29 protein-coding genes and 1 pseudogene are annotated in these 26923 nt (G+C 59.9%); 28 read left to right on the forward strand and 2 right to left on the reverse strand.

Annotated features, from left to right (window positions below; translation table 11 throughout):
• Window positions 1–93 precede the first annotated feature (93 nt).
• From PSH64_RS05675 to rpoS, 8 genes are all read left to right on the forward strand, one after another.
• Complete coding sequence (locus PSH64_RS05675) at window positions 94–1206, forward strand: S-(hydroxymethyl)glutathione dehydrogenase/class III alcohol dehydrogenase (protein ID WP_018927002.1); 1113 nt, start codon at window positions 94–96, stop codon at window positions 1204–1206.
• 8 nt (window positions 1207–1214) lie between these two features.
• Window positions 1215–2060 carry an S-formylglutathione hydrolase gene (gene fghA, locus PSH64_RS05680; protein ID WP_105340284.1) on the forward strand — a complete coding sequence of 282 codons (846 nt, stop codon included), beginning with the start codon at window positions 1215–1217 and terminating at the stop codon, window positions 2058–2060.
• Between the two features lie 43 nt (window positions 2061–2103).
• Complete coding sequence (gene ispF, locus PSH64_RS05685; protein ID WP_019581009.1) at window positions 2104–2577, forward strand: 2-C-methyl-D-erythritol 2,4-cyclodiphosphate synthase; 474 nt, start codon at window positions 2104–2106, stop codon at window positions 2575–2577.
• Window positions 2574–3632, forward strand: coding sequence for a tRNA pseudouridine(13) synthase TruD (gene truD / locus PSH64_RS05690; protein WP_105340286.1), 1059 nt, complete (start codon window positions 2574–2576; stop codon window positions 3630–3632). The genes ispF and truD overlap by 4 nt, the downstream gene beginning before the upstream one ends.
• Window positions 3620–4369 (forward strand): 5'/3'-nucleotidase SurE, encoded by a 750-nt coding sequence (surE, locus tag PSH64_RS05695; RefSeq protein WP_018926998.1) that lies wholly within the window; start codon window positions 3620–3622, stop codon window positions 4367–4369. Before truD ends, surE begins: the two co-directional genes overlap by 13 nt.
• A gap of 41 nt (window positions 4370–4410) precedes the next feature.
• Window positions 4411–5046 carry a protein-L-isoaspartate(D-aspartate) O-methyltransferase gene (locus PSH64_RS05700; RefSeq protein ID WP_172901226.1) on the forward strand — a complete coding sequence of 212 codons (636 nt, stop codon included), beginning with the start codon at window positions 4411–4413 and terminating at the stop codon, window positions 5044–5046.
• A gap of 211 nt (window positions 5047–5257) precedes the next feature.
• The gene (locus tag PSH64_RS05705) at window positions 5258–6115 is read left to right on the forward strand and encodes a peptidoglycan DD-metalloendopeptidase family protein (RefSeq protein WP_305480184.1); all 858 of its coding nucleotides are present in this window, start codon (window positions 5258–5260) and stop codon (window positions 6113–6115) included.
• A 106-nt stretch (window positions 6116–6221) separates the two neighbouring features.
• The gene (rpoS, locus tag PSH64_RS05710; protein ID WP_105340288.1) at window positions 6222–7229 is read left to right on the forward strand and encodes an RNA polymerase sigma factor RpoS; all 1008 of its coding nucleotides are present in this window, start codon (window positions 6222–6224) and stop codon (window positions 7227–7229) included.
• A gap of 484 nt (window positions 7230–7713) precedes the next feature.
• Here rpoS and fdxA read toward each other — a convergent pair whose 3' ends face one another.
• Together fdxA and mutS are read right to left on the reverse strand one after the other, a co-directional pair.
• Complete coding sequence (fdxA, locus tag PSH64_RS05715; protein WP_003222178.1) at window positions 7714–8037, reverse strand: ferredoxin FdxA; 324 nt, start codon at window positions 8035–8037, stop codon at window positions 7714–7716.
• Between the two features lie 142 nt (window positions 8038–8179).
• Window positions 8180–10759 (reverse strand): DNA mismatch repair protein MutS, encoded by a 2580-nt coding sequence (gene mutS / locus PSH64_RS05720; RefSeq protein ID WP_305480185.1) that lies wholly within the window; start codon window positions 10757–10759, stop codon window positions 8180–8182.
• A 199-nt stretch (window positions 10760–10958) separates the two neighbouring features.
• Here mutS and PSH64_RS05725 point away from each other — a divergent pair, with 199 nt between their 5' ends.
• From PSH64_RS05725 to PSH64_RS05820, 20 genes and pseudogenes are all read left to right on the forward strand, one after another.
• Entirely contained in the window at window positions 10959–11693 is a 735-nt protein-coding gene (locus PSH64_RS05725; RefSeq protein WP_305481114.1) for an XRE family transcriptional regulator, read from the forward strand.
• A gap of 489 nt (window positions 11694–12182) precedes the next feature.
• Window positions 12183–12533 (forward strand): phage holin family protein, encoded by a 351-nt coding sequence (locus PSH64_RS05730; protein WP_018926992.1) that lies wholly within the window; start codon window positions 12183–12185, stop codon window positions 12531–12533.
• 47 nt (window positions 12534–12580) lie between these two features.
• Window positions 12581–13093, forward strand: coding sequence for a hypothetical protein (locus tag PSH64_RS05735; protein WP_305480186.1), 513 nt, complete (start codon window positions 12581–12583; stop codon window positions 13091–13093).
• A 3-nt stretch (window positions 13094–13096) separates the two neighbouring features.
• Window positions 13097–13708, forward strand: coding sequence for a phage baseplate assembly protein V (locus tag PSH64_RS05740; protein ID WP_305480188.1), 612 nt, complete (start codon window positions 13097–13099; stop codon window positions 13706–13708).
• A gap of 10 nt (window positions 13709–13718) precedes the next feature.
• Window positions 13719–14051 (forward strand): phage baseplate protein, encoded by a 333-nt coding sequence (locus PSH64_RS05745; protein WP_018926989.1) that lies wholly within the window; start codon window positions 13719–13721, stop codon window positions 14049–14051.
• Complete coding sequence (locus tag PSH64_RS05750; protein WP_305480190.1) at window positions 14048–15043, forward strand: baseplate J/gp47 family protein; 996 nt, start codon at window positions 14048–14050, stop codon at window positions 15041–15043. Before PSH64_RS05745 ends, PSH64_RS05750 begins: the two co-directional genes overlap by 4 nt.
• Window positions 15040–15675, forward strand: coding sequence for a phage tail protein I (locus PSH64_RS05755; RefSeq protein ID WP_305480191.1), 636 nt, complete (start codon window positions 15040–15042; stop codon window positions 15673–15675). The genes PSH64_RS05750 and PSH64_RS05755 overlap by 4 nt, the downstream gene beginning before the upstream one ends.
• Window positions 15676–16887, forward strand: a pseudogene (locus PSH64_RS05760) (phage tail protein); the annotation flags it as partial. It lies immediately after the preceding gene.
• A gap of 278 nt (window positions 16888–17165) precedes the next feature.
• Window positions 17166–17867: a tail fiber assembly protein gene (locus tag PSH64_RS05765; RefSeq protein ID WP_305480193.1), complete on the forward strand. Its 702-nt coding sequence runs from the start codon at window positions 17166–17168 to the stop codon at window positions 17865–17867.
• A 101-nt stretch (window positions 17868–17968) separates the two neighbouring features.
• Window positions 17969–18178, forward strand: a complete 210-nt coding sequence (locus PSH64_RS05770) for a hypothetical protein (RefSeq protein WP_305480195.1) — start codon at window positions 17969–17971, stop codon at window positions 18176–18178.
• Window positions 18179–18180: 2 nt separating this feature from the next.
• Window positions 18181–19347 (forward strand): phage tail protein, encoded by a 1167-nt coding sequence (locus PSH64_RS05775; RefSeq protein ID WP_305480197.1) that lies wholly within the window; start codon window positions 18181–18183, stop codon window positions 19345–19347.
• Entirely contained in the window at window positions 19347–19853 is a 507-nt protein-coding gene (locus PSH64_RS05780; protein WP_018926982.1) for a phage major tail tube protein, read from the forward strand. Before PSH64_RS05775 ends, PSH64_RS05780 begins: the two co-directional genes overlap by 1 nt.
• Window positions 19854–20068: 215 nt before the next feature.
• Window positions 20069–20644 carry a phage tail assembly protein gene (locus PSH64_RS05785; RefSeq protein ID WP_305480199.1) on the forward strand — a complete coding sequence of 192 codons (576 nt, stop codon included), beginning with the start codon at window positions 20069–20071 and terminating at the stop codon, window positions 20642–20644.
• A gap of 128 nt (window positions 20645–20772) precedes the next feature.
• Window positions 20773–22905: a phage tail tape measure protein gene (locus PSH64_RS05790; protein ID WP_305480201.1), complete on the forward strand. Its 2133-nt coding sequence runs from the start codon at window positions 20773–20775 to the stop codon at window positions 22903–22905.
• Window positions 22905–23288 carry a phage tail protein gene (locus PSH64_RS05795; protein ID WP_086944772.1) on the forward strand — a complete coding sequence of 128 codons (384 nt, stop codon included), beginning with the start codon at window positions 22905–22907 and terminating at the stop codon, window positions 23286–23288. Before PSH64_RS05790 ends, PSH64_RS05795 begins: the two co-directional genes overlap by 1 nt.
• On the forward strand, window positions 23281–23493 hold the full coding sequence (locus PSH64_RS05800) for a tail protein X (RefSeq protein WP_105340302.1): 213 nt from the start codon (window positions 23281–23283) through the stop codon (window positions 23491–23493). The genes PSH64_RS05795 and PSH64_RS05800 overlap by 8 nt, the downstream gene beginning before the upstream one ends.
• Window positions 23494–23502: 9 nt before the next feature.
• Entirely contained in the window at window positions 23503–24519 is a 1017-nt protein-coding gene (locus PSH64_RS05805) for a contractile injection system protein, VgrG/Pvc8 family (protein ID WP_305480205.1), read from the forward strand.
• A 139-nt stretch (window positions 24520–24658) separates the two neighbouring features.
• Window positions 24659–25243: a hypothetical protein gene (locus tag PSH64_RS05810; protein WP_305480207.1), complete on the forward strand. Its 585-nt coding sequence runs from the start codon at window positions 24659–24661 to the stop codon at window positions 25241–25243.
• Window positions 25240–25422 carry a DUF2635 domain-containing protein gene (locus tag PSH64_RS05815; protein WP_007907211.1) on the forward strand — a complete coding sequence of 61 codons (183 nt, stop codon included), beginning with the start codon at window positions 25240–25242 and terminating at the stop codon, window positions 25420–25422. Before PSH64_RS05810 ends, PSH64_RS05815 begins: the two co-directional genes overlap by 4 nt.
• Complete coding sequence (locus tag PSH64_RS05820) at window positions 25422–26918, forward strand: phage tail sheath subtilisin-like domain-containing protein (RefSeq protein WP_305480209.1); 1497 nt, start codon at window positions 25422–25424, stop codon at window positions 26916–26918. Before PSH64_RS05815 ends, PSH64_RS05820 begins: the two co-directional genes overlap by 1 nt.
• The last annotated feature ends 5 nt before the right edge of the window (window positions 26919–26923 follow it).

Raw genomic sequence — 26923 nt, forward strand, 5'->3', positions numbered from 1 at the left:
GTATGGCAATAATGTTTTGCTTTTGTCCTGATTATTCATCGTAGGCCGCTGTATTACACTCCCTGTCTCGTTTTTATTCACTGGAGAGTCAGCATGATCAAGTCGCGCGCCGCCGTTGCCTTCGAGGCCAAGAAGCCCCTCGAGATCGTTGAAGTCGATGTCGCCATGCCCAAGGCCGGTGAAGTCCTGCTGCGCGTTGTCGCTTCCGGTGTCTGCCATACCGATGCCTACACCCTCTCGGGCGCGGACCCGGAAGGTATTTTCCCGTCGATCCTGGGTCACGAAGGTGGCGCGGTGGTCGAAGCGATCGGCGAGGGCGTGACTTCGGTGGCCGTCGGTGACCATGTGATCCCGCTGTACACCCCGGAATGTGGCAAGTGCAAATTCTGTCTGTCGGGCAAAACCAACCTCTGCCAAGCGATTCGTGCAACCCAGGGTAAAGGCCTGATGCCGGATGGCACTTCGCGCTTTTCCTACAAGGGCGAAACGATTTTCCACTACATGGGCACCTCGACGTTTTCCGAGTACACCGTGCTGCCGGAAATCTCCGTCGCCAAAATTCCTAAAGAAGCACCGCTGGAAAAAGTCTGCCTGCTGGGCTGTGGCGTCACCACCGGCATCGGCGCGGTGATCAACACTGCCAAGGTCAAGCCGGGTGACACCGTCGCTATCTTCGGTCTGGGCGGCATCGGATTGTCTGCCGTGATCGGCGCGGTCAAAGCCAAGGCTGGCCGGATCATCGCCATCGACATTAATCCGGCCAAGTTCGAAATCGCCAGGCAATTGGGCGCCACCGACTGCGTGAACCCGAAAGACTTCGATCGTCCGATTCAGGAAGTGATCGTCGACATGACCGATGGCGGCGTCGACTTCTCGTTCGAATGCATCGGCAACGTGCAGTTGATGCGTGCCGCACTTGAGTGCTGCCACAAAGGTTGGGGCGAGTCGGTAATCATTGGTGTGGCCGGCGCCGGCCAGGAAATCTCCACTCGTCCGTTCCAGTTGGTCACCGGTCGCGTCTGGCGCGGTTCGGCGTTCGGTGGGGTGCGCGGCCGTACCGAGTTGCCAAGCTATGTTGAAATGGCCCAGACCGGCGAGATCCCGCTGGACACCTTCATCACCCATACCATGGGCCTGGAAGATATCAACAAGGCGTTTGACCTGATGCATGAAGGCAAAAGCATCCGTAGCGTCATTCATTTCTGAGGTCGCTCATGAGCCTGGAAAATATCTCCTGCCAGAAAAGCTTCGGCGGCTGGCATAAGCGCTATCGCCATCGCTCCGATGTGCTCGGTTGCGACATGGTGTTTGCCGTGTACCTGCCGCCGCAAGCGGAGCAGGGCGGCAAGCTGCCAGTGTTGTACTGGTTGTCTGGCCTGACCTGTACCGATGAGAACTTCATGCAGAAGGCCGGTGCCATGCGCATGGCCGCCGAGCTGGGGCTGATCATCGTCGCACCGGACACCAGCCCGCGCGGCCCTGAAGTGCCGGGCGATCCGGACGGTGCCTGGGACTTCGGTCTCGGAGCCGGGTTTTATCTCAATGCCACACAGGAACCCTGGTCGCGGCACTATCGGATGCATGACTATGTCGTGCAGGAATTGCCGTCATTGGTTGAGGCTCATTTCCCGGCATCGGAAAAGCGCGGCATCAGCGGCCATTCCATGGGTGGCCACGGTGCGTTGGTCTGCGCCTTGCGCAATCCGGGACGTTATCAATCGGTGTCAGCGTTCTCGCCGATCAACAACCCGATGGATTGCCCGTGGGGGCAGAAGGCCTTTTCCCGCTACCTGGGTGAAGACCGGTCGAAATGGCGCGAGTGGGATGCCTGTGCATTGATCGCCGAGGCCGACGAGAAATTGCCGCTGCTGGTGGATCAGGGCGACCGCGACGATTTCCTCGCCACCCAGCTCAAGCCTGAAACCCTGCAACAGGCGGCCAAACTGGCTGGTCATCCGCTGACGTTGCGGCTGCAACCTGGCTACGACCACAGTTATTTCTTCATCGCCAGTTTTATCGATGAACACTTGCAGCATCACGCGCGCGCTCTAAGCGCCTAATGCAGGTAGAATCACGCCCTGACAAAAATCGGGGCGTTTTTTTATGCGTATTGGCCACGGCTATGATGTGCACCGTTTCGGTGAGGGCGATTTCATCACGCTGGGCGGGGTGCGGATTGCACACAGCTTCGGGCTGCTTGCCCATTCCGACGGTGATGTCCTGCTGCACGCCTTGAGCGATGCGTTGCTCGGTGCTGCCGCGCTGGGTGATATCGGCAAGCATTTTCCGGACACCGACCCGCAATTCAAGGGCGCCGACAGCCGTGCGCTGTTGCGTCATGTCGTCGCACTGATCCACGCCAAGGGCTGGAAAGTCGGCAACGTCGATAACACCATCGTCGCCCAGGCCCCGAAAATGGCCCCGCATATCGAATCGATGCGCGCGCTGATTGCCGCGGATCTTCAAATTGAGTTGGATCAAGTGAACGTGAAAGCTACCACCACCGAAAAGCTTGGCTTTGTCGGTCGCGAAGAAGGTATTGCCGTGCACTCCGTTGCCTTGTTGCTGCGCGCATGAACGAGGCGCAATTGCTCGGCCCACGGGCCTATGGTCAAGCCCTCGGCACCGCTGTGCTGAAAGCCACGGCGGAAGATTTCCAGGTCGATGAAGTCCTCGATATTCCCCTGAGCGGCGATGGCGAACACCTGTGGATCTGGGTGGAAAAACGCGGCTTGAATACCGAGGAAGCGGCACGGCGGATTGCCAAGGCAGCGGGTGTGTCGTTGCGTACCGTCAGCTACGCGGGCCTCAAGGACCGGCAGGCGCTGACTCGTCAGTGGTTCAGCGTGCAACTGCCGGGCAAGGCCGATCCTGATCTGTCGGCTGCGGAAAACGACACGCTGAAAATCCTCAAGACCGGTCGGCATAAACGCAAACTGCAACGCGGTGCCCACTCGGCCAACGGCTTCACCTTGCGTCTGACTCAGTTCGCCGGTGACAAGGCGGCGATCGAAGAGCGTCTGCAACTGATCGCCAGGCAAGGTATTCCCAATTATTTCGGCGCCCAGCGTTTCGGGCATGACGGCGGCAACGTCGTCGACGCCCGTGCCTGGGCAGCGCGCAAGGCCCTGCCGGAACAGCGCAATGTGCGTTCGCGCCTGCTCTCCACCGCGCGTAGTTTTCTGTTTAACCAGGTGCTGGCGGCACGTGTCGCCGATGGCACCTGGCAGCGTGCTCAGGTGGGCGATCTGCTGGCGTTCACCGACAGCCGCAGTTTTTTCCCGGCGGGTGAAGCCGAGTGCAGCGACCCTCGTCTGGCGATTCTCGACCTGCACCCGACCGGCCCGCAGTGGGGCGAAGGTGACTCACCAGCGTCGGGCGCTGTCCATGAACTGGAGCAGGCAATCGCCGCGCGCGAAGCGGATCTGCGCGATTGGTTGATTAACGCCGGAATGAGTCACGAACGTCGCATCCTGCGGCTGCCCATTGGCGGGTTGACGTGGCATTATCCCGAGCCTGACATTCTGCAACTGGAATTCGTCCTCCCGGCCGGATGCTTCGCCACCGTATTGGTGCGTGAACTCGTCGATCTGGTGCCGGTGGGGCAGACGGACAGCCCATGCGTATTCTGATTTCTAACGACGATGGGGTAACCGCACCCGGTCTCGCCGCGCTTTATGCTGCGCTGGCGGATTACACCGAATGCGTGGTTATCGCCCCGGACCAGGACAAAAGCGGCGCCAGCAGCTCGCTGACGCTCGACCGTCCGTTGCACCCGCATACCCTGGCCAATGGCTTTATCAGCCTCAACGGAACGCCTACCGATTGCGTGCACCTGGGCCTTAACGGCTTGCTGGAGTTCGAGCCGGACATGGTAGTTTCCGGAATTAACCTGGGTGCGAACCTGGGGGATGACGTGCTGTATTCCGGTACTGTGGCGGCGGCCCTTGAAGGACGTTTCCTGGAGCGTCCTTCGTTTGCCTTTTCGTTCGTCTCACGGCAAGTGGAGAACCTTCCCACGGCGGCCTATTTTGCGCGCAAACTGGTTGAGGCTCACGCGGACCTCGATCTGCCACCGCGCACGGTACTGAACGTGAACATTCCCAACTTGCCGCTGGAACATATCCGCGGTATCCAGTTGACCCGCCTGGGCCATCGCGCCCGGGCCGCTGCGCCGATAAAAGTAGTCGATCCGCGCGGTAAATCCGGTTATTGGATCGCTGCGGCGGGGGACGCCGAAGATGGCGGCCCGGGCACCGATTTCCATGCGGTGATGCAAGGCTATGTTTCAATCACGCCACTGCAACTGGATCGCACCTTTAATGATGCCTTCAGAAGTCTCGATGGCTGGCTGGAGGGGCTGCGCTAATGGCTCGTGAACAAGACGATATTCTGCACCGCGGCATCGGGATGACCTCCCAGCGGACCCGTGAGCGGCTGATTCAGCGTCTCTATGAAGAAGGGGTGTCCAACGCCAAGGTGCTGGAGGTCATCCGCCGCACGCCGCGTCACCTGTTCGTCGACGAGGCGCTGGCCCACCGCGCTTATGAAGATACGGCGCTACCGATTGGCCATAACCAGACCATCTCCCAGCCTTATATGGTGGCGCGCATGAGCGAGCTGCTGCTGGAAGCCGGGCCGTTGGACAAGGTAATGGAGATCGGCACCGGTTCGGGTTACCAGACGGCGGTGCTGTCGCAATTGGTCGAGCGGGTTTTTTCCGTGGAGCGGATCAAGGTTCTGCAAGACCGGGCCAAGGAGCGCCTGGTGGAACTGAACCTGCGCAACGTGGTATTTCGCTGGGGCGATGGCTGGGAAGGCTGGCCGGCGCTGGCGCCGTACAACGGCATCATTGTCACCGCGGTGGCCACCGACGTGCCTCAGGCACTGCTCGATCAATTGGCGCCGGGCGGGCGGCTGGTGATTCCGGTCGGCTCCGGCGAGGTGCAACAATTGATGTTGATCATTCGCGAAGAACAGGGCTTTTCCAGGCGTGTTCTGGGGGCGGTGCGCTTTGTGCCATTGCTCAACGGGCCGCTGGCCTGAGCATTTGTTTTGGCGCGCTGAATTCTCTTCGATTGCCCGGGTCTTACAGCGGCATCGATGGGTTAAACGCAATTCATCGTCAGACAGCAAACGTGTGCGTGAAGCCAATCCGCTTCATTAAAGGTAAAGCCTGTTCGGCCCGTTATACTTGCGACATTTCGTGCCGAAACACGGCAATTCATATTTTCAGCCACCACAAAGGGAGCGGCGGGTGAGTCTCACAGTCATTGCGCAGCGAATGGGTATAACGAGCTTTCAGCGTCTGGTGACTGGTCTTGTCTTGAGTACCTTGCTGGTCGGTTGCTCCAGCACCAAATCGAGTAGCGTGGGAGTTGTCGATCGCAACAATGCGGTCGCCCAGCGTCCGGCCGTAACCACCGGCCAGTACATTGTTCGACCCAAGGACACATTGTTCTCCATCGCCTTTCGCTATGGCTGGGACTACAAAGCCCTCGCGGCAAGGAACAACATTCCTACGCCTTACACGATCCATCCGGGTCAGACGATTCGCTTCGACGGTCGCAACGATTCAACACCGACGGCGGTCGTGAGTTCGTCCAGTTCCTCGCCTTCCTCGTCGAGCAAAACAACGGTAATTCGGCGCCAGGCAAACGGCACGACGACCACTACAGCGGTGCTTGCACCGTCCGTCGCCAGCAAGCCGACACCCGCGCCACTGCCTCCTGCCGGTCCGGCCCCGACGGGCTGGGGGTGGCCTTCTAATGGCATTCTGATTGGAAAATTCTCTTCAAACGGTAGTTTGAATAAAGGAATTGATATCGCCGGAGATTTGGGACAGCCTGTTTTAGCTGCGTCTGATGGGACGGTGGTATACGCCGGGAGTGGCTTAAGGGGCTACGGCGAATTAGTCATCATCAAACACAGCGATACCTACGTCAGTGCCTACGGTCACAACCGCAGGCTGTTGGTTCGGGAGGGGCAGCAGGTCAAGGTCGGACAGACAATTGCCGAAATGGGGTCAACGGGTACAGACCGGGTGAAATTGCATTTTGAGATTCGCCGACAAGGTAAACCTGTAGATCCGCTGCAATTCCTGCCGCGTCGTTGATTTGTTCACCAGCCTGTTCCGTCGCGTAGAGGGAACAGGCTCCAGCGTTGCCAGGGATCAAGGCGCCGCTTGAGCTTGAGGTCGAACTCACCAAAGGACTATAACAATGGCTCTCAGTAAAGAAGTGCCGGAGTTTGACATCGACGATGAGGTTCTCCTGATGGAGACCGGCATCGCTACGGATTCGATGTCGAATGATGAAGGGGACGCACCACCTTCCGTTCGTGCCAAATCCAGACACTCCGCTTCGCTAAAGCAACACAAGTACATCGACTACACACGGGCACTCGATGCCACGCAGCTGTACCTCAACGAAATCGGTTTTTCCCCATTGCTCTCCCCGGAAGAAGAAGTTCATTTTGCACGCTTGTCGCAAAGTGGCGATCCGGCCGGACGCAAGCGCATGATTGAAAGCAACCTGCGGCTGGTGGTGAAAATCGCCCGACGTTATGTCAATCGTGGGCTGTCGCTGCTGGACCTGATCGAAGAGGGTAACCTCGGCCTGATCCGGGCAGTGGAAAAGTTCGATCCTGAACGCGGTTTCCGCTTTTCGACCTACGCCACCTGGTGGATTCGTCAGACCATCGAACGCGCGATCATGAATCAGACCCGGACCATCCGGTTGCCGATCCATGTGGTCAAAGAGCTCAACGTGTACTTGCGGGCTGCTCGGGAGCTGACTCAAAAGCTCGACCATGAACCCTCACCCGAAGAAATCGCCAACCTGCTGGAGAAACCGGTAGGCGAGGTCAAGCGCATGCTCGGCCTGAATGAGCGGGTTTCTTCGGTCGACGTCTCGCTGGGTCCGGATTCGGATAAAACCCTGCTGGACACCCTGACCGATGACCGTCCGACCGATCCATGTGAGCTGTTGCAGGATGACGACCTGTCGCAGAGCATTGATCAATGGCTCTCGGAACTGACCGACAAACAACGCGAGGTGGTCATACGCCGCTTCGGCTTGCGAGGTCATGAGAGCAGCACGCTTGAAGATGTCGGCCTGGAAATCGGCCTGACCCGGGAGCGGGTCAGGCAAATCCAGGTTGAAGGCCTCAAGCGTCTTCGAGAGATTCTCGAGAAAAACGGCCTGTCGAGTGAGTCGCTGTTCCAATAAGCAACTCGTTCACTGGTTGCAAAAAGCCCCGACTGGTTCGGGGTTTTTTGTTGCCGGGACTATGGGATAACTGTTCTTTTTAATACCACCTCGGGTTTGTAGTCTCGTGGTGTAAGTTTTTGCTTACTCTTTCGTAAGTGTTCACTATTTTTACACCCCGGCAGTTGTCTATATGGCGCGTGTTAGTTGTGTATCTAATTGATTTATATGATTATTTTTTAATATTAATAGCATGTTACAGCTGCTATCAGCCATAGAGGCCGATTGCTCTTGGTGGGGAATTCTCTAGTATTTGAACTGTGTCGAGGGATAGACACGCCCTTCAAGGAGGAGGGGAATGGATATCGCAGGAAGCGATTCATCAGGACGATGAAAAGGAACACAGGGAATAGGGAAAAAATGTGGGCGGGTCAAACCGCCCCTTTTTTTGTCCGCAGAAAAGCAAAAAGGCCCACAAGGGGCCTTTTCGGGAACGCGGGAGTAATCAGCGTTCGAGGTCTTTGATCTTGCCTTTGACGCCATCCCACTCTTCGGCGTCGGGCAACGATTCTTTCTTCTCGGTGATGTTGGGCCAGATTTCTGCCAGCTCAACGTTCAGCTGAATGAATTCCTGCATATCTTCCGGAACTTCATCTTCAGAGAAGATGGCCACGGCAGGGCATTCGGGTTCGCACAGGGCGCAGTCGATGCACTCATCCGGGTGAATCACCAGGAAGTTCGGGCCTTCGTAAAAGCAGTCCACCGGACAGACTTCTACGCAGTCGGTGTACTTGCACTTGATGCAGTTGTCGGTGACGACGAAGGTCATTTCTAATTTTCTCCTCAGGCGGCGGCAGCGGAGCCCCTTCAGGACGGGGTCGCCAGGTTCGGGAGCGATAGTCTGCAGGCCAGGCTATGGGCCTGCAGCATCCCAAACCGCGCGAGATTCTAACAGCTTGCAGGCAAGTGCGTTAGATCCGTGTCTTTAATGTATAGAGCATTTCCAAAGCCCTGCGCGGTGTCAGGTCATCCAGATCAAGTTTGGCCAGTTCATCCAGCACCGGGTGCGGCAGGCTGGCGAACATGTCGCTTTGCTGCGGCGCGGCAGGTTTGCCTTTGATCGGAGTCGGAGCTTCATGGGGCAGCGCCGTGGATTCCAGTCGGCTCAGATGCTCACGGGCACGCACGATCACTTCGCTCGGCACCCCGGCCAGCTGCGCAACCGCCAGGCCATAGCTCTGGCTGGCAGGCCCAGGCAGCACATGGTGCAGGAACACGATGCGTTCGTTGTGCTCGGTGGCATTGAGGTGCACGTTGGCCACCAGCGGTTGGGCCTCCGGCAGCACCGTCAGCTCGAAATAGTGCGTGGCGAACAGTGTGTAGGCCCGCAGCTGCGCCAGACGCTCGGCCGCGGCCCACGCCAGGGACAAGCCGTCGAAGGTGCTGGTGCCGCGCCCGACTTCGTCCATCAGTACCAGACTGCGCTCTGTGGCGTTGTGCAGGATGTTCGCGGTTTCGCTCATTTCGACCATGAACGTCGAGCGTCCGCCCGCCAAGTCATCGCTGGAACCGATCCGGGTGAAGATCCGGTCGACCAGGGACAATTCGCAACTGGCCGCCGGCACGAAGCTACCGATGTGCGCCAGCAGCACGATCAACGCGGTCTGGCGCATGTAGGTGGATTTACCGCCCATGTTCGGACCGGTGATCACCAGCATACGGGTGCTGTCGTCGAGGCTCAGGTCGTTGGCCACGAACGGCGTGGTGAGTACTTGTTCGACCACTGGGTGGCGACCCTGGCTGATACGCATGCACGGCTCGCTGACGAAACGCGGGCAGTTCAGGTCCAGGTTCAGCGCCCGCTCGGCGAGGTTGCTCAGTACGTCCAGTTCGGCCAGTGCGGCGGCGGTGTCTTGCAAGGGCGGCAACTGGGCGATCAGGTCTTCGAGCAGTGCTTCGTAGAGCATCTTCTCGCGCGCAAGGGCGCGGCTCTTGGCTGACAGCGCCTTGTCTTCGAACGCTTTCAGTTCCGGGGTGATGAAGCGCTCGGCACCCTTGAGGGTCTGGCGACGGATATAGTCCGCCGGTGCCGACTCGGCCTGCTTGCTCGGCAACTCAATGAAGTAACCGTGAATGCGGTTGTAACCGACTTTCAGGTTGGCCAGGCCGGTGCGGGCCTTTTCGCGGGCTTCCAGATCGATGAGGAACTGCCCGGCGTTCTCGCTCAGCGATTGCAACTCGTCGAGTTCGCTGTCGTAACCGGTTTTCAGCACACCGCCGTCACGAATGACTGCGGGCGGGTTATCGATGATGGCTTTTTCCAGCAGCGCTGCGAGCTCCGGATAGGTGCTGGTAGTCGTCGCCAGTTGAATGATGTGCGGGGCTTCAAGCTCGGCCATTGCCACCTGCAACTCTGGCAGTGCGCCGAGGGCATCGCGCAGACGCGCCAGGTCACGAGGACGGGCATTGCGCAGGCCGATCCGCGCCAGAATCCGCTCGATGTCGCCGATTTCCTTGAGCTGCGGCTGCAATTTCTCGAAACGATAACGGTCCAGCAGGCAGGTAATCGACGTCTGACGGGCCAGCAATACGGTCAGATCCCGCAGCGGACGGTTCAGCCAGCGGGTCAGCAAACGGCTGCCCATGGCGGTCTGGCAGCGGTCGACCACCGATTGCAACGTGTTGTCGCGACCACCGGCCAGGTTGGTGTCCAGCTCCAGGTTGCGCCGGCTGGCGCCGTCCAGCACCACGGTGTCGTCCAGGCGTTCATGACGCAGGCTGCGCAAATGCGGCAGGGCGGTGCGCTGGGTTTCCTTGGCGTAGCTGAGCAGGCAACCGGCGGCGCCGATGGCCAGGGTCAGGTTCTCGCAACCGAAACCTTTCAGGTCCTGGGTGGAAAACTGCTGGCAAAGACTTTTCAGCGCCGAGTCGCGCTCGAAATCCCACGGTGCGCGACGACGAACCCCACGACGTTTCTCTGCCGGCAGGTCCTTCGGCCAGTCATCCGGGATCATCAGCTCAACCGGGTTGACCCGCTCCAGTTCCGCCAGCAGATTTTCCCAACCCTTGATCTCCAGCACCGTGAAGTTGCCGCTGGTGATGTCCAGCACCGCCAGACCGAACAGACGCTCGTCACCCAGCACCGCCGCGATCAGGTTGTCCCGACGTTCATCCAGCAACGCTTCATCGCTGACCGTGCCGGGCGTGATGATCCGCACCACCTGACGATCTACCGGGCCTTTGCTGGTGGCCGGGTCGCCGACCTGCTCACAGATCACCACCGACTCGCCGAGCTTCACCAGTTTCGCCAGGTAACCTTCCGCGGCGTGGTAAGGAATCCCACACATCGGAATCGCCTGACCCGCCGATTGCCCACGAGCCGTCAGGGTGATGTCCAGCAACTTGGCGGCCTTCTTCGCGTCTTCATAGAAGATCTCGTAGAAGTCGCCCATGCGATAGAACATCAGCTGGTCGGGGTGCTGATTCTTCAGGCGCCAGTACTGCTGCATCATTGGCGTGTGGGAGGACAGATCGGAGACGGCTTTATTCATCGGATATCGGCAAATTCGTTAAAAGGTGTGGGGCAAAGGAGGGGCATCGGCCCGGCTTTTTCGCGATGGGCGCAAGGTTACCATGGGCGGTCCGCCCGACGCAGGCATGAAAGCCCCAGGGCAATTTTTCGTGGGTCTATGCACAAATTATGCAATTTTGCATTTGTCTTCCAAAAAAAGATCAAGCACTATGCGCGTTATGCAAAAACGCAATGTTTCTACCGTCTTAAGAGCGCTGCTCGATCAGCACGGGATCTCCCCCACGGAGCTTCACCGTCGCACCGGCGTGCCTCAATCCACTCTCTCGCGCATCCTCAGCGGGAAGATCGTCGATCCTTCGGATAAACACATCTCGAAGATCGCCGAGTATTTCGCCGTGAGCACCGATCAGTTGCGGGGGCGCGCGGATGTCGCGCCGGCCGCCAGCGCCGGGCGCGATGAGTTGCATTCGGAACTCAAGGACATAAGCCTGTGGGACGACGATACGCCTGTCGATGACGACGAGGTGTCGGTCCCCTTTCTTCGCGAGGTTGAATTGGCTGCTGGATCAGGAAGATTCGTCATCGAAGAGAGCGAGCGCTCTAGCCTGCGCTTCGGCAAACGCAGTTTGCGCCATAACGGTGTGCAGTTCGACCAGGCCAAATGCGTGACCGTGCGCGGCAACAGCATGTTGCCGGTGCTGCGTGACGGTGCCACGGTTGGGGTGAATGCCGGCAAATGCGGGATTGGCGACATCGTCGACGGCGACCTGTATGCCATCAACCACAACGGTCAGTTGCGGGTGAAACAGCTTTATCGCCTGCCGACCGGGATTCGCCTGCGCAGCTTCAATCGCGATGAGCATCCGGACGAGGACTACAGCTTCCAGGAAATCCAGGAAGAGCAAATCGTCATCCTTGGTCACGTCTTCTGGTGGGGCATGTACGCCCGTTAACCTCACCGCTGTCAGATAAAACCCGCCTCCGGCGGGTTTTTTTTCGCCTGCCAAAAACTGCAAAACGCCTTTGTCTACAAGGCTTTCATGCGTCTGTGCATTTCTGATGCATAAATAAATGCATTTATGCATTGACTGTATATGCATCCATGCATATTCTTTGTCTCAAGCCGCCCAACAAGGCGGCTGGAAACAAAGCTCTTTAGTTCCACTACAAAGGCAGCGATGAACCGGCCTCAACGGTTCAGAGGGTTGGCAACTGACCCGGGTGTGCAGCGTAAAGCACCAGAAGCAGTTATCCGGCGGGCAGGGACCGCGGTCGGAAAAACAATTTGAATGGACTCGTACCGTGCCAGTAGCACCGAAAAGTCAGCAGGACCGCATTACTGAAAAGCCCGGCTCATTGCCGGGCTTTTTGGAATGCCTACCTCAAGAGACATCGATTGAATCCAACACACATCACTCATCAATCACCCCAGGAGGCGTGACATGACAAACGAGCAACAAGCGTTGCTGGACATGCCGATCTGGCTCGTCATCCTCCTCGCCGTGGCAGGAGGGGTGTCCGGCGAAATGTGGCGCGCCGACAAGGAGGGCGCCCGTGGCTGGTCACTGCTGCGGCGCCTGGCCTTGCGCTCCGGGGCCTGCATGATCTGCGGGGTCTCGGCCATCATGCTGCTGTACGCCGCCGGCTTGTCGATCTGGGCGGCCGGTGCCTTTGGTTGCCTGACGGCGATGGCTGGGGCGGACGTGGCCATCGGGCTATACGAACGCTGGGCCGCCAAGCGGATTGGCGTTTGTGAAGTACCACCGCGCGATTCTCGTCCCGATCAACAGTGAACCGGCGTCGCTGATCTTCGTATTGCCATAGGAATAGGAGGCCATTGATGCCCGCTGTCATCGAAAAACCGTCGCAGCTGTTTTCCGCCATTGCCGAGACGTTGCGCTCCGCCATTCCCGGTTTGAACGTCGGGACTCATCAAGACTTCGATGGCACCGGCGATCAGCCCTGGGTGCTGATCGCCATCGAGCGTGACGCGCCGGGCAACCGTGCCAACGATGGACGTATTGCTCATGTCCTGACGATTTCCTTGCAAGCCGTGTTGCCCGGCGCGGGGTTGGCGGCCTGCGATCTGGCCAGTGAGTTGAAAAACCTGGTCGCCGATAACCGCTGGACACTGCCAGGCGAACAATGCGACCTGCCGATGAGTATTGAGGGCATCCCGTCCACGTTTGTCAGCGAGACACGGGCGTACACCGCCTGGACCGTTTCATTTACTCAAACCCTGTACCTCGGCCCGACGCTGCTCGAAGACCCGCTGGGCATCCCGAAATTTGCCCGTACCTGGGAAGTGTCGAACATCGACGACCCGGATCAATACACCGCACTGGAGGGCTGACCGATGTTTGATGCGCTTTTACGTCTGCAACTGGGGCCGATCATTGAGCGTCTGGCCGAGATGGAAACCGAGCTCGAAGACCTGCATCGGCGTGCCGACAGTTTCTGTCGCATCGGCGTGTGTCAGGAGGTCGATGCGGCCAGCAATACCTGCAAGGTCAGGCATGGGGAACTGCTCACCCCGGCGATCCGGTTTTTCAACCCGAGCGCCGGAGCACAGAGCGAGTCGCGGATCCCTTCCGTGGGTGAGCAATGTTTGTTGTTGAACCACGGCGGCGGCGAGGGCGGTGGGCAGTCGGTGGCGTTGTTCGGTCTCAACGGCGGTCAGTTCCCGCCCGTCTCGACACAGGCATCGCTGACGCGTCGCCTTTATCAGGACGGCACGGAAAACGGTTACGACCACGCCAGTCATGTCCTGCACTGGAAGAACGGCCCGACGGCGTTCACCGGCTCCCGTGAATCCCTCGAATTGAGCATCGGCCCGGCAAGGCTGGCGATGACGCCTGAGGCCATCGAATTGCAACTGGGCGCCGTCGGCCTGCGGCTCGACGCCTCCGGTGTGCATCTGAGCGGCCCGTTGGTGGATCACCAGGGTCGCGTCATCAGTACCGCATAAAGAGCTTCCCATGATCGGAATCGATAGAAACACCGGCGCAACGGTCGACGACTGGCTGCAGTTTGTGCAGCGCGCCACCCGGGCGCTGACCACGCCGTTGGGCACGCGTCAGAAGCGCCCTTTGTATGGTTGCGCACTCACCGAGTTGCTGGGGCAGAACCTCGGCGACGACCTGCTGATTCTCGCCCAGAGCCATGCCGCCCAAGCGTTTTACAACAAGTACAACGGCATCGACGATTTCGAGCCGCAGGTCATTGTGGCCAGCCGCTACGGTGCCGGGTTGTTGTTGCGCTTTGCCGGCACCTGGAAAAACCGCCAACAGACCTTCGAGGTGGTGGCATGAGTATGTTGATACCTGGCCAGAACCAATTGGCCGAACCGGCCATCGTCACGGTCGAAGCGTTCGAGGATCTGCTCGCAGAGTTCAAGACCTTCGTCGTCGAGTACGTCGGTGCCCGTTCCACCGAGAGCGCGGCCAAGCTTGCGGTCAGCCTGGAAAACGAAAGCGAGTTGCTGACCCTGGCGCTTGAGGCGTTTTGTGTACGGTTGCAAACCCATGAACGCAAATACAACGCCCGTATCAAGCAGATGCTGGCGTGGTGGGCCACCGGCACCAACCTCGATGCCCGCCTCGCGGACATGGGGCTTGAGCGCCAGTTGCTGGACCCGGGCGACCCGGCGGCATTCCCGCCGATCAATCCGGTCTACGAGAGCGACGACGACGCCCGGTTGCGTTATTACCTGGCGCCCCATGCACCGGCGGCCGGCTCACGCATGCAGTATCGGCGCGAGATCTTCACCCTTGGCGAACGGCCTGCCGTGAAGGTGGAAACCACCGCGGCGGGTGTGGTGACGGTCACTTACACCTTCGACCCGGACGGCTATGTCGCGCAGATCAAGGACGGTAATGGACGCCGGACCGCGCCTGGCGAAGTCACGGTCACGGTGCTTTCCCGGGAGGGCGATGGCACGCCATCCCAAGCGCTGCTCGACGGTGTTCGCCAGCATTTCGCCCGGCCTGATGTCCGGCCCGAAACGGACCTGGTTACCGTGCAGGGCGCGCAAATCAAGAACTACAAAATCCGGGTGATCGCGAAGATCAACCCGGGCCCCGATTCCGGGCTGACCAAGGTTGCCGCGCAACAGCAGCTGCAGGCGTATGCCGATGCCTGTCATCGCCTGGAAGGGCGGGTGGACCCGAGCTGGATCGACTACACGCTGCACAGCGCCGGCGCGGTTCAGCTGCAAATCCTTGAGCCGGTAGCGCCGATCGTGACGAATGCGTTTCAAGCGCCGTATTGCACGGGCGTCGAGGTCGAGGTGGATACGTTATGAGTGACGACACACCTCGCCCGAGCCTGTTGCCGGCCAACAGCTCACCACTGGAAAGGGCGCTTGATCTCGGTTTCGCTCGGTTGCTTGAGCGCATTGACCCGCCGTTCCCCGAACTGATGAACCCCGCCAAAACACCGTTGGCATTCCTGCCGTACCTGGGCGCGGATCGCGGGGTCAGCGAATGGAGCACCGAGGCGACCGAGGCGGAAAAACGCCTGACGGTGGAACTCGCCTGGCCCACCGCACGGCAGGCCGGGACGCGAAAAGCACTGGAAAACGCGGCCAAGGGTTTGCAATTGATGCCTGAGGTGCGCGCCTGGTACGAGCAAACACCACCCGGCCCGCCTTACAGCTTTTCCGTCAGGGCCTTCACCGAACAGCCCTACAGCGAAGAAATCGACACCCGTCTCGACCGACGCCTGGCCGATGCCAAAAGCGAACGCGACACCTTGAAGGTTTCTGTCGGCTTGAGCGCATTCGGCAGTCACGTCATCGGCGCCGCCACCGTCTGCGGCGAGCTGACCACGGTGTATCCGATCGTCATCGAAGGGCTTGAAGCCTGGGGTCAGGCCTTCATGGCCGCCGGGCTCTACACCGTCGAAACCTCCACTATTTATCCTCAGGGGTCCTAAATGGCCGACTATTACACCCTGCTCACCAATGCGGGGATCGCCTACGAAACCGCCTGCAAGGCAGCGGGCACACCGATCAAACTGTCGCAGATTTCCGTCGGTGACGGCGGCGGCGCGGTTTACAACCCGGCTGCCACTGCCACGGCACTGAAACGCGAAGTGTGGCGCGGGCCACTCAATGCACTGTTCCAGGATGAGAATAATCCGAGTTGGTTGCTGGCCGAAGTGACTATCCCGCCTGAAGTGGGCGGTTGGTATGTGCGTGAGGCCGGGATCTGGACTGATACCGGGATTCTGTATGCGATCGTCAAGTATCCGGAGTCGTTCAAGCCGGTGCTGGCGACTTCGGGGTCGGGGAAAGAGTTCTACATTCGTTCGATTTTCGAGACCAGTAATGCGGCGTTGGTGACGTTGTTGATTGACGACACGGTGGTGAAAGCCACTCGTGCGTGGGTTATGAGTTACCTCGCCGAAGAGCTCGGTAAACTCGATGGCAAGCAATCGGTGCGGGTTGCCGCCACCGCTAACGTAGTGTTGAGCGGGGCTCAGCAGATTGACGGTGTCGCATTGGTCGCGGGTGATCGTGTGCTATTGCCTTATCAGACGTTGGCCAAAGATAGTGGCATCTGGGTTGTGTCCAATAACGGTTGGTCGCGGGCCTTCGATGCCAATACCAGCGCCAAGGTATCGCCCGGCCTGACGGTCATGGTCGAAGAAGGGGTCGCGAATGGCGACTCTCTGTGGCACCTGACAACCAACGGCCCCATCACGCTGGGTACTACCGCACTGACCTTCGAAATGCTCGCGGGCAGGACAGGCATTCAGCCTGGTAGCTATCGGGGGTTGACCGTTGATAAGTACGGTCGGGCCATTGCGGGGGACAACCCGACCACGGTGGCGGGTTACGGACTGACAGATGTTTACACCAAGGCGCAGGTCGAGGCATTTGCGCTTGGCGTGGCGGGTGATCGTGTAGGGGAGGTCACGCACTTCGCCATGGCAACGCCGCCGGCTGGCTTTTTGAAACGCAATGGAGCAGCCGTATCACGAACGACCTATGCCGCGCTATTCGCCAGGATCGGCACACTGTACGGGGCGGGGGATGGTTCTACGACGTTCAACCTGCCGGACTCTCGTGCTCATTTCGATCGTGGGTTCGATGACGGGCGAAACGTCGATTCGGGCCGTGTTCTCGGCAGCGCCCAGACGAGTCAGAACGCCGCTCACGTGCATACAGGCAGCGCGGCCGTAGCCGGGAGCCATACGCACTCGATCTGGATAAACCTGGATCGTGGGCCGGGCACTGACGGCAATGCGGTGTGGGGTGACGAGCCCTACTACGGGTCTGCGGGGGCGCCGACCAGTGCCGCCGGTGATCACACTCACGCGATTACCATTGCCAGTTCCGGTGGCACTGAAGCCAGGCCACTCAACACGGCTTTTCTCGCCTGTATCAAATATTAATCAGAACCACATTGGAGTTTTTGAGAATGTCAGACGAACGCATGGCCGTTAAAGGCGAGGTGTCCTGGTGGCTCGCTGATGAGGTCACACCACCGACCATCTGTAATGTGCACCCCGTTACCGGTGAGTTCATTGGCGCTGGAGTCGCGGACCCCAGTCCTCTGGAACCTTTTACCTGGTTGATCCCCGCGCATGCTTATCAGTGTGAGCCGCCAACACTGGAGCCTGGTCACACAGCGGTCAAGGTTTCAGGCGACGGGTGGAAAATTGTTGCGGACTACCGTGGAACGACGGTCTACAGCACCGAGACCGGTGAGGCGCAAGTCTGGGAGACGTTGGGTGACTTGCCCGAAGGTTATACACGTGAAGCTCCAGCGACCAAGTTCGATAAATGGCAGGACGATCAATGGGTCGTCGATGAGGTCGCAACTACAGACGCCCTGAAAAAGAAAGCCGCCAGGAAGAAAGCGCTGCTGACGCAGTTCAGCGCAAACATGATTGCCACATTGCAAAACGCAGTGGATTTGGATATTGCCACTGAAACCGAGATCGCGGGTCTCCGGTCCTGGAAAATCTACGGCGTTGAACTCAATCGTGTCGATATCGTTGGAGGGGCACCCCAGGACAGTGAATGGCCGACCAGCCCGAACGATGCCTTGGCGGCTGCCTGGCTGGTAGCTCAGGGTTTCGACGACCCACCTCTGGAGACCTTCAGCCTTTCCGAGTAACGCCCCGCACCGTCGGGGCGTTTTCTTTTCCCCCAAACAGCCAACAACACCCGAAAGCCTCTTCCTCAAAAAGGGGCTTTTTCGTATCTGGAGAAACCCAAATGGCACTACGCCAAACCTACACCGTGCTCGTCCCATTCCCCACCGGAGGTGGTCACTGGTCGAGCGTCGGCCAAGAACTCGACCTGCTCGACGTAGAGGCCAGTGCGTTGCGCAGCGCTGGTCGTCTGGAGCTGAAAAAAACCGAGGCCGGCGAATCGGCCTCTACATCCAACCCGGCCAAAAAGGCCGCTGCCAAGAAGGCTGAATAACCATGGCTGAGGTTTTGAACTTCGAGCACAACGGCATTACCGTCAATGCCACTGAATCTCCCGAGGCCATGGGTGGCCTGGGTGACAACGTCATCGGTCTGGTCGGTACTGCGCCGAAAGCGGATCTGTTGATCCCGCGTAACGCCCCGTTGCGCATCAACAGCTTCACCACCCAGGCACTGCTGGATCCGACCGGCACTGAATCGGGCACGCTGTTTCACGCGGTGTTCCAGATCCTCAAAGTGGTCAAGGTGCCGGTCTACGTGGTCATCGTCGAAGAGGGGGCTACCCCGGCCGACACCGTGAACAACGTGATCGGCGGTATCGAGCCGGCGACCGGTCGCAAACTGGGGCTGGCCGCGCTTGGCGGTGTGCCGGAAGACCTGACGATCATCGGTGCACCGGGTTTCACCGGCACCAAAGCAGTGGCCAGTGAGTTCGCCTCGTTCGGCAAACGCATCAAGGCTCGGGTGGTACTCGACGGCAAGGATGCCGCGGTCGCCGATCAAGTGACTTACAGCCAGGAACTGGGTGGCGCGGACCTTGGTTTCGACCGTTGCCTGCTGGTGCACAACATGCCGGCGGTGTACTCCAAGGCAGCGAAGAAAAACGTGTTCCTGGCGCCATCGAGCCTGGCCATTGCCGCGCTCGCCAAGGTCAAGCAATGGGAGAGCCCGGGCAACCAGGTGACCTACGCCGAAGACGTTTCGCGCGTCGTGGAATACAACATCCTCGACACTTCCACCGAAGGCGATCTGCTCAACCGCTACGGCATCAGCTACTACGCCCGGACCATCCTCGGCGGCTTCTCGCTGCTGGGTAACCGCTCCGTCACCGGCAAGTTCATCAGCTACGTCGGCCTTGAAGATGCAATCAGCCGCAAGCTGGTGAAGGCCGGTCAGAAGGCCATGGCCAAGAACCTGACCAAGTCGTTCATGGATCAGGAGGTCAAGCGCATCAACGACTGGCTGCAAACCCTGGTCGCCGACGAAACCATCCCTGGCGGCAGCGTGTACCTGCACCCGGAATTGAACAGCGTCGAGAAGTACAAAAACGGTACCTGGTACGTGGTCATCGACTACGGCCGCTACGCACCGAACGAACACATGATTTATCAACTCAACGCCCGCGATGAAATCATCGAGCAGTTCCTGGAGGACGTTCTCTAATGTTTACCAACCGCGTAAGACAGGCCATCGCGGCCACCCTGCAAGGCTTGCCGTTGTCGGCGACCGTGGAAGAGTTCACACCGCCGAAGATCGAGTTCGACATGGAAAACATGGTCGGCGGCCGCTTCATCGTCGAGGAGATGGCCAAGAGCGCCAAGGCCCTGGGCGCCAAGTTGATCCTGCAGGGCGCCGGTCCCGAAGTGATGCTGGCGCTGGGCGTGAAGCTGGGCGACGACATCCTGCTGAACGTGCGTGAAGCCGGTCAGGATCAGGACGGTAACACCTGGTTCACCTACCACACCGTCGGCGGCAAGCTGAAGGTCCTCGAGGAAGCCATCGTGAAAATGGGTGAAAAGCCCAAGACCACCCTGGAGCTCTCCTGCCGCACCTACAACCGCCTGGAAAACGGCGTTCCAGTGATCGATGTCGACGTGCGCACCCAGAAGTTCGTGCTCAACGGCGTCGACATTCTCGGTGATGCCCGCCGCGCCGTGTTGCTGCCGTAACACCTCAATACCCTCAATGCCAGTCAGTTAAACGCAGTCCATGTGGGAGCGGGCTTGCTCGCGAAGAGGCCATCCGCTTCACCGTCAGCGTTGCCTGACCCACCGCTTTCGCGAGCAAGCCCGCTCCCACAGGGGAGGCTCGCCAGCCTTGAGATCTGCGTTGTCTGACCGGCATTGCGCAACACCTCCCCATGATCCACCAAGGAATTCATTTCATGTCCTGGACGCCACCTGTTCACGTCTTGCTGTCGCCGATTACCGGTGATAACGGATCCGAGATCGAGCAGATCCAACTCAAACCGTTGTACTACGCCGCGCAGAAAGAGGCCCTGGCCCGTGCCGGCGATGATGAGGACGATCAGTTCTTCGAGCTGGCCAGATTGGCCACGGGGTTGTCGGTCAAGGAACTGGACCAGCTCAAACGCCCGGACTACGTGAGCATCGCGCAGTACGTGCACGAGATGTCGACTCGCCCTGCTTCGTACTTTCTTGAACGGCAGGACGAACAATCGGTAGACCCCGATCAAGTGCCACTGCTGCAACCGCTCAACGTGGCGGGCCGCAGCATGACCTCGCTGACCCTGGAAATGCCGGTGCTGCGCGCCACCAAGGCGATGAAAAAACTGAAGACGGCCAAAGAACGCGCCGAGTTCATCACCGCCCATTGCACCGGGCTGATGCTGCCCGATCTGGACTTGTTGACCGTGCCCGACTGGACACAGCTTCAGGTACGCATCGACGATTTTTTAAACAAACCGGCGGACTTCTTTCGGAGCGCGACATCGAAGTAATCCTCGATGTGGTGCCGCTCATTTACTCGGTAAGTGAGGCGGAAATTCTGGAGTGGGACGCCGGCAAGGCCTTGCGCCGCTACGACATCGCGATCACTCGCCTTGGCGTGAAACAGGAGTAGAGCGGGATGGCAGACAGTAAGTATTCGCTGTCCGGTGCGGCGAGCATCGAGTTGCCGCCACTGGGCAGCACGTCTGAAACGTCGGGGCTGAACCTGGCACTGACCACGGCCAGCCTCGACATCCGTCTGCTGGTGTCGGAACAGGTAAAACTTCGCGAAGCGCTGGCGTTGTTGAACATTGCTTTGTCGTCGCAGCAGTCGCTGCTCAAGGCGAATGCTTCGGTGCCTGCGGCAAGCAGTGAGCCAAAGTCCAAGTTAAAGGCTGAGATCGATCAGCGCACGCCGCCGGATCTGCTCAAGTCGGCGATGGCGACCGAGTTGGCGATGGTTGAGCTCAACCAGGTACTGAAACTGGACAACGTCCAGTTGCAGAAACTGTCGCAGGCCAATCTGAAAATGGCCACTGACAAGCAGGTTGCTCCGAGCGGGGCAACGGCGGTTCAACTGGCTCAGGTCGAGTTGGCGGCGGCGAAGGCGGGTATCGGGAACGGGCTTGACCCGGCCAAAAAACAGGATGAGCTGCTGAACTTCACCCGCGATAGCGCGGTGACCGCGTCGGCGTTCAATCTCGACGTCAAGGCCGCCAGCGAGATGCTGTTGGGCTGGCGCACCTCAATGAAGCTGGATCGCGGACAAAGCCTGAATCTGGCGGATGCAACCAACCATCTCGGCAACAGCGGCCTGAATGTCAAAGCGGCAGACATCGGTTCTGTGGTGCAACGCAGTGGCGAGGCGGGCATCGCGGCGGGAATGACGCCGGAACAGATGGCGGCCCTCGCGGCGGCGTTCTTGAACAGCGGCGCGGACAAGGTCGGTGCCGGTGAGGCTTTGAAAGGTTTCACCACGGGTTTGGCCAAGGGGGACGCGGCTTCACCGGAACAGCGCAAGGCCTGGGCTGACCTGGACGGTAAATTCAATCCCGGGATGTTGGCTGATGGCCTGCGCAAGGACGCACCGGGAACGATCAACTTGGTGCTTGAAGCACTGAAGAAAAAAACTGCGGAAGAACAGCAGTCACTGACCAAGACATTGTTCGGTGATAACGCAGCGATTCTTGAACTGCTGAAAAAACCGGAAGACGTGCAAAAGGCGTTTTTGCTGGTGTCCGAGCGAACCTCCGACGGGACGTTGCCGAAATACAACGGCTCTGTAGCGAAAACCGCCGAGGCGCTAGGGGAAACCTCGCAAGGGCGGTGGAATGCGCTGGATGCGAGTAAAAACCGGATGTTCGCGGCGGGCGGCAATGCTCTGGCACCGTTGACTGATGGTTTGATGGTGTCGCTCGGCGCATTGGCCGATGGCTTGAGCGGGGTCGCTGAAGCACAACCGAAAGCTACTGCAGGATTGCTGGTGCTCGCGGGAGCCGTTGCGTTGGCGCGCGGCGCTGAAATCAAGGTTGCGATGGCGTCCGCGATCACTGCTGCTGCGACAAAACTTCTGGCTCTGGCCGGCGCGCGACAGATTCCCGAGGCGGGGGATCTGACAGCTGATGCCAAGGAGCGTGGCCGTAAAGGTAAAAAGCAACCCCGAGGCGCAAGGACCGGAAAAAGCGCCATCCCCAAAAGCGCTACGAGGCTGCCACGCATGTCTACCGGGAGTCGCTTGCTGGGTGCCGCCAGAATGGGTTCGGCAGTCACCAGACGGGTCGCGCCGCTGATGCTGCTCAGTGCTGGTTACGATGCCGTCAAAGGCTTGCAGGCGGGTGATACCAAAGCGGTCGGCGGGGCGCTGGGCTCGGCCGGTGGCGGGCTCGCCGGTACTTATGCTGGCGCTGCTGCCGGCGCCCTGATCGGCAGCGTGGTGCCTGTTCTGGGCACGGCGGTCGGTGGCGTGATCGGTGGTTTGTTGGGGGGGATGGCGGGCGGTTGGGGAGGGGAATGGCTGGGTGAGAAACTCGCTGCACCCACCGACAAGCTCGCCGCTCCAGATCAGGTCAGCAAAGACCTGACCAACGCCCAGACGAGTAATCAGCAGAACACGGTTAACGCGAACATCTACATCAATGGCCAGGACCAGGCCAACGCCAGCCAGTTGGCGAACCTGGTGGTGCAACAGATTTCCGGCCAATTCGGACTCATGACCATGCCCAACTCACTCGCCATGCGAAGTGACGCGGCCCTGACTGACGGAGGTACGTGATGCGTCAGCAAATGGCACTCGGCAGTTTCATTTTCGGCCTGTCGAGAAACTTCGCTTACCACACCCTGCTGCACACCTCGGACGGCGGCTGGAAGAGCATCGACATCCTCACCAGCAAACCCAAATCCAGTCAGGTCGGCCAAGGCCTGCAAGGGCTGACGATAACAGGCAAGTCGATGTACGCGACCGCCATGGATCGGCTCGATGAACTGCGTGCCTTGCAGGCGCTGCGCATCCCTTTGCCCTTGGTTGACGGCATCGGCCGCAACTGGGGTCTGTGGCAGATCAACAAGGTGTCGGAAACCCAAAACAACATCCTTGATGACGGCACCGCGATGGTGGTCGATTGGATTATCGAGTTGACGGAGTTCGCCAATGCGTAGGGTTCGAAGTATCGCCGGTGATTCGGTGAATCTGTTGCTGTACCGCGAGCTTGAGCGTTGTGACGATGCTACCGAGGAAGCGCTTTGGCGTCTTAATCCGGAACTTGCCGAATGGGGGCCGATATTGCCGGCGGGGGTATGGGTTGTGCTGCCGGAAGTGGATTCGAAACCCGTCGCACCCACACCGGTTTCGGCCTGGGATTAAGGAGGCAGCATGTCACTGGGTTTCACGCCTGCGGTAGAAATTTACGGCGCAAATGCTGCGCTGCTCAACGAACGATTGCTCAGTTGGACGCACATCGACGCGGCGGGGATCGAGTCTGATCAACTGACGCTCCTCATCAGTCTGGATGGGCTTGAAGGGTTGCCCAGCCTGGGCGGGAAAATCGGACTGCGGGTCGGTTATCTGGAGTCGGGGCTGGTGGATAAAGGCGAGTTCGTCATTACCCGGCGCACGCCGACTCTGTTTCCCCTGCGTCTGACACTGGTGGCCACGGCGGCGCCGTTCAGTGCGGCGGATCAGACCGGATTCAAACAGCGCCGATCGGTCAGCCATGGCCCGACGACCTTGGGTGCATTGTTTCGCCAGTTGACATCCAGGCACGGGTTTTCCCCTCGTGTGGCCCCGGACCTGTCGCTGATAAAAATCGCGCACATCGACCAGTCCAACGAAACCGACATGGGTTTTCTGACGCGACTGGCCTACTTGCATGACGCCGTCGCCAAACCGGTCAACGAGTTGTATGTGCTGGCACGGCGCGGTCAGGCGAAATCGTTATCGGGCAAAGTTCTGCCAACCATAAAGCTGTCGGTGACCACCAACAATCGCCCAGGGGATCACGCCTTCATCTCCGCCGTTCTGGATGAAACCGCCCGGGCGAAATACCAGGGCTGCAAGACCAGTTGGTGGGACGCGGCGGCCGGCAAAGTGCGTGTCGAGGAAAGCGGCATCGCGCCGTTCAAGACCCTTCGCCAGCGGTTTCAGAGCGCAGACGATGCCCGTGCCGCCGCCGAAGGCGAGACCCGCCGGATGATGCGCGAAGCACTCAAGGTGACGATCGAATGCCCCGGCAATCCGGGATTGTCCGCTGAAGGGATTGTTCTACTGGACCCCACCTGGCCGGACTTCATGCGCGGTCGGTGGTCGATCGACAAGGTCACCGCCAGCGGCGACCGGGAAAAAAGCTATCGCTGCAAGATTGACGCGACCTGCCTGGACGCCAAGGCCTGACGCACATCCCTTGTGGGAGCGGGCTTGCCCGCGAAGACGGCAGCACATTCAACATCAATGTTGCCTGACCCACCGCTATCGCGGGCAAGCCCGCTCCCACAGGTTCAATCGCACCCTCAAAAAATATTGGAGCGCCCTCATGAAGATCACGCCGATCCTCACGCAGTTGCGTGCGCAATGCCCAACCCTGGCCAATCGTGTGGCCGCGGGCATCGACCTCGCCACCCTGCAAGCCAGCAACCCGCTCGCCACGCCTTGCGCCTACATCGTCCCCATTGCCGATGTGGCGAGCAAAAGCGTGGCGCAAAACCTGATGTTGCAGCCGATCCGCGACCGCTTCGAAGTCACCCTGGTGCTCGACACCACGGACGCCGCTGCAGCGCTGGATCAACTGCACGACCTGCGCGCCGAACTGTGGCGCGCGCTGGTGGGGTTCAAGCCCGGCAGCGACTACAGCGCCACTGCCTACGACGGCGGCGAACTGGTTTCCATCAACAGCAGCCGTGTGCTCTATCGCCTGCGCTTTTTCACCGAATTCCAGCTCGGCCGCAATTTGCCGGGGCAACCGGCGCAGAGCTGGCACGAGCGTGAACTGGACGGCTTGTCGTCCTTTACCGGGGTCACCGTGCGGGTCGATGCGATCGACCCGGCCGACCCCAATCTGCAACGCCCAGGCCCCGACGGACGCCTGGAACTGACTTTCTCTGGAGACGTAACCCCATGAGCAAACGCATCACCGTGCTGCCGGCCCCGGGCCGTGTCGTGCCGGACCCGGAAGCGGGCGATCTGTTGCCCCTCGAGGGCCGTGAAGTGCCGGACAACGCCTGGTGGCGTCGACGTCTGGCCGATGGCGATATCACTACCAAAGCCGTGAAAGCGGCGAAACCACAGGGAGCCAAATAATGGCGATCGGATTCAGCAACATCCCCGCGGACATTCGTGTTCCGCTGTTCTATGCCGAAATGGACAACTCGGCCGCCAATAGCGCGTCGTCGGCGATGCGCCGCCTGATCGTCGCTCAGGTCAACGACAACATCGCGCCGGCCGATGTCGGCAAACTGGTGTTGGTGTCCAGCGTGGCGCTGGCCAAAAGCATTGGCGGCCAGGGCTCGATGCTCGCCTCGATGTATGAAACCTGGCGCAAGACTGACCCGATCGGCGAGATCTGGTGCCTGCCGCTGCACAACACCGAAGGCAGCATTGCCAAAGGCGTGCTGACCCTGACCGGTGCGGCGACCCAAAGCGGCGTGCTCAACCTGTACGTCGGCGGCGTTCGTGTTCAGGCGGCCATCGTCAACGGTGCCACCGCGGCGCAAGCGGCCACGGCCCTGGCCCTGAAAATCAATGCCAGCGCCGATCTGCCAGTCACTGCGGCGGCGGTCGAAGGCGTGGTCACCCTGAGCGCCAAATGGACTGGCGACAGCGGTAACGACATCAGCCTGCAATTCAATCGCCTGGGCAAGAGCAACGGCGAAGTAACCCCGGCGGGCCTGACCTCGGCCATCACCGCCATGACCGGCGGCGCCGGTGTGCCGGATCAAGTGGCCGCCGTGGCGGCGCTGGGCGATGAACCGTTCGAGTTCATCTGCATGCCGTGGTCGGATCTGTCGACCCTCAACACCTGGCAAGCGGTCATGGATGACAGCACCGGTCGTTGGTCCTGGGCCAAGCAATTGTTCGGTCACGTCTACAGTGCCAAACGTGGCACCGTCGGCACGCTGGTGGCGGCAGGGCAAGCGCGTAACGACCAGCACATGACTATCCAGGCGCTGGAACCGGGTGTACCGCAACCGTTCTGGGTGCAGGCCGCTGCACTGGCTGCACGTACCTCGGTGTTTATCTCGGCCGACGCCAGCCGTCCGACCCAAAGCGGCAGCCTGCCAGGTCTCGACCCGGCTCCGGCGAGCGAGCGGTTCACCCTGACCGAGCGTCAGTCGCTGCTCAACTACGGCATCGCCACCGCGTATTACGAAGGCGGCTACGTGCGCATTCAGCGTTCGATCACCACCTATCAGAAGAACGCCTATGGTCAGGCAGACAACTCCTACCTGGACAGCGAAACCATGCACCAGTCGGCGTTCATCGTACGTCGTCTGCAAAGCGTGATCACCAGCAAATACGGTCGCCACAAACTGGCCTCCGACGGCACCCGTTTCGGCGCCGGCCAGCCCATCGTTACCCCGAGCACCATTCGCGGTGAGCTGATCGCCCAGTACGCCAAGCTCGAACTGGAAGGCCATGTGGAAAACGCCGAGCTGTTCGCCGAACACCTGATCGTCGAGCGCGACACCCAGGACCCGAGCCGGGTCAACGTGCTGTTCCCGCCGGACTACATCAACGGCCTGCGCGTATTCGCGCTGCTCAACCAGTTCCGTCTGCAGTACGACGACGCAGCCTGATCGCT

The sequence above is a fragment of the Pseudomonas sp. FP1742 genome, assembly GCF_030687145.1.
GTDB lineage: Bacteria > Pseudomonadota > Gammaproteobacteria > Pseudomonadales > Pseudomonadaceae > Aquipseudomonas > Aquipseudomonas frederiksbergensis_D.